The organism is Alteromonas infernus, assembly GCF_902705815.1.
The window spans coordinates 59,498-66,393 of record NZ_CACSIG010000027.1; the positions used below are offsets into that span (position 1 = coordinate 59,498).

A 6,896-nucleotide genomic window follows, 5' to 3' on the forward strand; every position below is an offset into this window, starting at 1 on the left:
CTAGTGACCTACTGCTTGAGCACCGGCTTCGACAGCAGTGTGGTGCTCAATAAGATGCATGTCATATAAAACCTGTGTGGCATCAGCGAGGCCAATATATGTTGCGACTAAACCTACGATTGTAAGCACAATGGTATAAGGCAATGCCATCATTACCATGCGCCCGTAGGATAAACGCAGTAGCGGTGCAATTGCAGACGTCAGCAGGAATAAGAACGCCGCTTGACCGTTAGGTGTTGCAACACTTGGCAAGTTGGTGCCTGTGTTAATCGCTACGGCTAGCATGTCGTATTGATCTCGGGTAATTTGGCCAGCTTCAAGCGCTGCGGTTACTTCAGTGATGTAAACCGAGCCCACAAATACGTTATCGCTCACCATCGAAAGCACACCGTTGGCCAGATAGAACATCACCATTTGCGTTTCACCTTCAAACGACAGTACCCAATGAATAACTGGCTGGAATAGGCCCTGGTCGATAATTACCGCCACTACGCCAAAGAAAACACATAGCAGAGCGGTGAAGGGCAAGGCTTCTTCGAAAGCTTTGCCTAGTGCGTGTTCTTCTATAACACCGCTCATCGACGTAGCAAGTACAATAACAGACAAGCCAATTAAGCCCACAGACGCCATGTGCGTCGCCAAGCCTACAATTAGCCAGATACCGATAAGTGCTTGCACCACCAGTTTTGCGGTTTCGCGCTTACTGCGACCTTTATCCATGTGGTCGTTGTAATCAACCAATATTTGCCTTACTGCAGATGGCAACTTAGCGCCGTAAGAGAAGGTGCCTGTTTTTTCCAGTACAACGGTGGTTAGCAAACCAAAGACAAATACAGGCAATGTTACCGGAGCCATTCGAATAAAGAATTCAACGAAGTCCCAGCCAGCTTTATCGGCAATGATGAGGTTTTGTGGTTCGCCCACCATGGTCATTACGCCGCCTAATGCAGTACCCACTGCAGAGTGCATCATCAGGTTTCTTAAGAAAGCCCTGAAGTCTTCTAAGTCGTGACTTCCCAACTCGTCATCGCTGGTATGGTCGTGATCTGAATGAAACTCTTTCCCTGAAGCGACTTTGTGATAAATCGAATAGAAACCTAAGCCTACACTGATAATCACTGCCACAACGGTCAGCGCGTCTAAGAAGGCTGATAAAAATGCAGATGCAAAAATAAAAGAAAGAGACAGAATTAACTTGTTGCGCACTTTTATCACCAGTTTGGTAAATAAAAACATCAACAAGTCTTTCATGAAATAAATACCGGCCACCATAAACACTAGCAGTAGCAGTACTTCAAGATTAACTTCAATTTCGTGCATCATGTGACCGGGGGAGGTCATACCGATAAACATGGCTTCTATCAAAAGAAGCCCCCCTGGCTGGAGTGGGTAACATTTTAGTGCCATCGCCAAGGTAAAAATAAACTGGATAACCAGAGTCCAACCAGCAATGTATGGGTCCACCATAAAGATGAAGGGGTTAACAATGAGAAAGGCAATAATGGTTTTTTTATACCAGTCGGGCGCATGTCCCAGGAAGTTCTTATAGATCGCCGCGATCATTGAGGTTTGCATTAGTTCCTGTTCCTTTTACAACAAAGCACGCATTTTTGCGCATCTTTACACTGTGTAGTTCCGGTTATTGCATACATAAACTGCTGGTGTTGTGCGATTTAATTCGCTTAACCGTGGTTTTGTTGCTGTCATTATAGTCGGAATTTAAGCGTACATGATATTAACGTCTTGAGAAAGCAATTCACAGACCCCACCATGTGAAAGTCACTGAATATTTATCACTTTTTTGATGATATTTATCATTGAATTTGAAAATGTCTAGAATTTCGAACATTAAATATACAAAGCCTTATATGGAGGCTCTCGAATTAACACTTTAATTTTAACGAGTTGTTAAAACCTTTAGTGGACTAGACATAATTCATTGTGATAATAAAAGAGCATCTGGTACAATCAGTTACAAAATAACAATAACGTGCAGGCGATTAGTTATGATTTATAAGGCACAGAGTCCAGCCGGATTCGCCGAAGAATATATTGTTGAGTCAATTTGGAGTGGAAGATTTCCACCTGGCACCATTTTGCCTGCAGAAAGAGAGCTTTCTGAGTTAATTGGTGTAACGCGAACCACTTTACGTGAAGTGCTTCAGCGTTTAGCTAGGGATGGTTGGTTAACCATTCAGCACGGTAAGCCAACTAAAGTAAATAATTTTTGGGAAACCTGCGGGTTAAACATCTTAGAAACGCTAGCTAGACTAGACCAAGAAGGTATCCCTGAACTCGTAGATAATTTGTTGGCAGCACGCACTAACTTAAGTGCAGTGTTCATTAGAGGTGCTATTCGTAATAACCCTCAAGAGTCGGCGGAAATTATTGCTCGATACAAAAATGTTGAGCAAGAAGGAATGGCGTTTGCCCAGTTCGATTATCAAATGTCTCATGATTTGGCGCTTGCTTCTAACAACAACGTCTTCGTTTTGATGATGAATGGCTTTCGCGGACTTTACTCGCGAATAGGCGGGTACTTTTTCTCGCATCAGCAAGCACGAGATGTAGCCAATAAATACTATGCTGATTTGCTCGACGTGGCAGAGAAAGGCGAGTACGAGAAAGTGCCGGTTGTCGTAAGAAACTACGGTATCGAAAGCGGTAAAGTATGGCTTTCTATTCGCGACGAGATGCCAAAAGACTTGGTAGACTAGCGTGCAAGGTTAAAGTGCTAAAGCCGGTTTAAAGCGAATTAACTAGCTGATAAAGGTTTAATCCACCGGTTTATTATTTGCCCTGATATTTTAATGAAAGCGTCGCTTTGAATTGTATAGCCAAGCGGCGCTTTTTTATGCCTTTTATGCGGTAGTTCTGTAATTAGGAGATACCCCCACCTTAAAAATACAGCACCACCTATCTTTCTAGCAACGTTACTTTTCTTAAGCTAATGAGCGCTTAAGAATCACTATACCCTTCCCCCAGTTTATATATACTCGATAATTTAGCGCGAACCGTTTTCATTTGTTTTAACCGCGCATTACCGTTTTAAGCTCTTGTGTTCTTTGAATAAACACAGGCAGTAAGCGAACCTTTATTGATCAGTGCATACAAAGGAATAAGAATGAAATATCTATGGATAGCACTTGCTGCAGGCGGATTGATATCAGGCTGTAGCGTAGAAAATAAAACAGAAGTTTCTCAACAAGTAGAAGAGAGTAGCCTTTCAGCCGTTATGCTTAATACTCAAACTCGCGCTCCTGTAGCGAAAAAAGTGCCTCATGAATTGACGGCCCACAGCGTCACCCGCAATGACAATTACTACTGGATGCGAGATGACTCTCGCACTGATAAAGAAATATTGGCGCATTTGGATGAAGAAAACAGCTATGTGGAGACTGTTCTAGCTCCGCTTAAAGGCAATCGCGAGGCGCTATATGAAGAATTGGTATCTAGAATAGAGAAAGACGATTCAACCGTGCCCGTTTTCGATAACGGCTATTGGTATTACACCCGCTATTCGGGCGAAAACGAATACCCTATCTATTTAGAAAGCAACCCTTGAGGCTGAACCTTCGGTCTTGTTAGATGCAAATATCATGTCTGAAGGGCATGATTATTTTAGCATCGGAAGCTATGCGATAAGCAGCGATAATAAATTGCTCGCATATTCTGAAGATACATTAAGTCGGCGTATTTATACTATTTTCGTTAAAGATCTCGAAAGCGGTGACAAATTAAATGATGTATTGGAAGGTACGTCAGGAAGGGTGGTTTGGGCTAACGATAACACCCACCTTTTTTACGTTAAGAAAGACCCGCAAACCCTCTTAGGGTATCAAGTTTATCGCCATAAACTAGGTACTGCGCAAAGCGACGATACCTTGATTTACGAAGAAAGCGACCCGACGTTTTATACCTACATCAGTAAAAGTAAAGACAGCCGCGTTATTTACATTCATCACAATAACACCGATAAAACCGGTGTAACTTTAGTCGACGCGAATGACCCGACAGCATCGACAGAAGTCTTCTTACCGTTAAAAGACGGGCAGGAATACAGTGTCGCTAAAGCAGAAGACGGGTACTACGTATTAACGAATATCGACGCAAAGAACTTCAGAATTATGAAAGCGCCGCTCGATGGCTTTAGCGATGTATCAACATGGCAAGAGGTGGTGGCGCACCGTTCCAATGTTTTTCTGCAAAACATAGAGGTGTTTAAAAATCACTTAGTGGTTAAAGAAAAAGAAAACGGCATGCTACGTATGGTGGTACACAACCTTACGTCAGGTGAAGAAAAGGTCATTCCCACACAAGACCCAATTTACGGTGCATATTTTAACGCGAACCCGCAGATGGACACGAATAAGCTGAGGATTTTCTACAGTTCACTAACGACGCCTGGCTCCATTATCGATGTTAATTTAGATACGTTAGAAAGTGAGATAATGAAACAAACCCGAGTTTCTGACACCTTCGACTCATCGGCTTACGCATCAGAGCGAGTAATGATAGAAGCCCGAGATGGCGCAGAAGTACCCGTGTCTTTGGTTTACCGAAAAGATAAATTTAAAAAAGATGGTACTAACCCACTTTATCAGTATGCGTACGGATCTTACGGCGCGACTATCGACCCAACCTTTAGAAGTAGTTGGCTGTCGTTGATAGACAGAGGTTTCGTGGTTGCTATAGCGCATATTCGCGGTGGGCAAATGCTAGGTCGCCAGTGGTATGAAGACGGCAAGATGTTTGAAAAAATGAACACGTTTACTGACTATATTGACGTAACCAAAGGACTGGTGGAACAGCAATATGCCGATAAGACTCGCGTGTTTGCTATGGGGGGAAGCGCCGGTGGCTTGCTTATGGGCGCGGTGGTAAACATGGCACCTGAACTTTACCTTGGGGTAAGTGCACATGTTCCTTTCGTTGATGTGGTAACGACCATGAGCGATGCTTCTATTCCTTTAACCACAGGCGAATATACCGAATGGGGCAACCCAGAGAATAAAGCTGAGTTTGACTATATGCTTTCGTACTCGCCTTACGACCAAGTAGAAGCCAAAGATTATCCACATATGCTGGTAACTACAGGGTTGCACGATTCGCAAGTGCAATATTTCGAGCCAATGAAATGGGTCGCGAAGCTGAGAGAGTACAAAACAGACGATAACCTTTTACTCTTTAAAACAGATATGGAAGCAGGGCATGGCGGGGCTTCCGGACGATTTAAACGTTTCGAGTCCACGGCCCTTGAATATGCATTTGTGCTATACCTAGCGGGCGTACCGCTCTAAAAACGGTTCAAATGCGTTAAGCAATATTTAACTAATTGCCCGAGTAAGCAAAAAGCTTATTCGGGCTTTTTTATTTTTGTGTGTTTTTAGTATGCAGATTCTAATTGTAAGGCGTAAAGTTTGGTCATGGTGTTGAAAAACACTTTCAATTAGCATTCATAGGAGCTGAACATGACGACTACAGACACAATCAAAGGCAAAATTAACGAAGCCGAAGATATGGCCCGTAAAATTTGGCTAGCAGGCCTTGGCGCATACGGTAAAAGTGTTGAAGAAGCACAGGGTCGTTACGAAAAGTTAAGCGAAGAAGCGAACAAAATGTTCGATGAGCTGGTAACCAAGGGCGAGTCTCTTGAAGAAGACGCGAAAACCAAAGTGAAATCGACCACTAACGATGTTGAAAATCGCGTGGCTGACGTACGCAAAAAGCTAGGCCTTGACTCAGAGCCAGCGGATCAGCGCATTGAAGAACTCTCAGCTAAGATTGACGCTTTGACAGAGGCAGTAGCAAAATTAGCGGCTAACAAGTAATTCCATGTTCCTTGTGGGCACCGGTTAGGTGCCCATGACGCACTTAGTCATTTAGCTAGGTTAAGAAAGGCCGTTATTTGCCTAATTGCATATGAGTGACAGTATCGCTTTTGTTCACAAGCGTGGTGCTGGCATGCTTAGTAAATCTCCACGTTGGAGGCGTTATGAGCAACAAAAATACTCCTAATTCAAAGTCAGTGTCTGCGCTAGACAGTAATTCTACTGCGCGCAACGGCATTGCGGCAACGCCCATCAAGTCTTCTCCATTATTCGGTTGGCTATACGCAGGTACTGATTTATTGTCGGCCAAGTTAGATCAAGTCGCAGGAATGGTCAGTCAAAGAATTGATGACACGCACGAAACTATTAATGCGATGCAGACCAAAGGGCTTGAAGTTGAAAGCGAGCTAAGACAAACGCTTAATCCCTTTGCGATTGTGGATTCAGCGCAAAAATTGGTAAGTTCAACACCGCTTTTTTCGATGTTCTCCGGTGGACAGAAGCGCCAGCAAAAAGAGCAGCAGTTAGAAGCATTAAATGCAAAGGTTGACTTGCTTGTAGAGCAAGTTGCCCTTCTTGCGGCAAAAGAAGCGGCAAAACAAGTAAAGGCAAAAGAGACGGTTGCTAAGCCTGCGACAGCGAAAGCAAGCGTAGCGGCGAACACTCCCCGCGCTCGCAAAACATCTGCTGCTACAACGAAAGCGGCGTCAAAACCAGCCTCAACCTCAACGAAGCCAGCTACTTCAAAGTCGACGGCATCAAGTAAAGCAAGTTCGACGACGAGTAAAAGCACAACTACAAAAATGTCAGCGAATAAGACTACGGCTAAAACTACAGCGCCTAAAACGTCGGGTTCTAAGGCTGCCCCTAAAAGCACTAGCGCCTCGTCAACCACCTCAACTGAGAAAAGTAGTACGAGCGCAGCGAACTCGAACAATGTCAAAAAAGACGGTGAATAGCGCGAGCGAAGCCTCACTAAATGTTGGGTACAGGCAGGTAGCTATTAAAGCTACTTGCCTTTTTGTTTGCCCAGCGAAGCTGGCAAACCCGTCAGGTTGAAAGAAA

At 43.9% G+C, this 6,896-nt stretch carries 4 protein-coding genes and 1 pseudogene; 4 read left to right on the forward strand and 1 reads right to left on the reverse strand.

All coding sequences use genetic code 11. The annotated features are described in order from the left end of the window. A complete protein-coding gene (gene nhaB, locus ACX5J7_RS07165; RefSeq protein ID WP_012518887.1) occupies positions 1–1,575 on the reverse strand; it encodes a sodium/proton antiporter NhaB in 1,575 nt (524 codons plus the stop codon). A gap of 431 nt (positions 1,576–2,006) precedes the next feature. Between nhaB and fadR the strand changes: the two genes are divergently transcribed. From fadR to ACX5J7_RS07185, 4 genes and pseudogenes are all read left to right on the forward strand, one after another. Next, on the forward strand, positions 2,007–2,717 hold the full coding sequence (gene fadR, locus ACX5J7_RS07170) for a fatty acid metabolism transcriptional regulator FadR (protein WP_012518886.1): 711 nt from the start codon (positions 2,007–2,009) through the stop codon (positions 2,715–2,717). A 407-nt stretch (positions 2,718–3,124) separates the two neighbouring features. Further along, a pseudogene (locus ACX5J7_RS07175) lies at positions 3,125–5,300 on the forward strand (S9 family peptidase). 171 nt (positions 5,301–5,471) lie between these two features. Beyond that, positions 5,472–5,831 (forward strand): phasin-related domain-containing protein, encoded by a 360-nt coding sequence (locus ACX5J7_RS07180; protein WP_012518884.1) that lies wholly within the window; start codon positions 5,472–5,474, stop codon positions 5,829–5,831. A gap of 164 nt (positions 5,832–5,995) precedes the next feature. Further along, positions 5,996–6,790, forward strand: coding sequence for a hypothetical protein (locus tag ACX5J7_RS07185; RefSeq protein WP_020743881.1), 795 nt, complete (start codon positions 5,996–5,998; stop codon positions 6,788–6,790). The last annotated feature ends 106 nt before the right edge of the window (positions 6,791–6,896 follow it).

Coding starts and splice junctions, on each gene's coding strand:
- ACX5J7_RS07180 (WP_012518884.1), top strand. CDS start 5,472: ATGACGACTACAGACACAATCAAAGGCAAAATTAACGAAGCCGAAGAT.
- nhaB (WP_012518887.1), bottom strand. CDS start 1,575: ATGCAAACCTCAATGATCGCGGCGATCTATAAGAACTTCCTGGGACAT.
- fadR (WP_012518886.1), top strand. CDS start 2,007: ATGATTTATAAGGCACAGAGTCCAGCCGGATTCGCCGAAGAATATATT.
- ACX5J7_RS07185 (WP_020743881.1), top strand. CDS start 5,996: ATGAGCAACAAAAATACTCCTAATTCAAAGTCAGTGTCTGCGCTAGAC.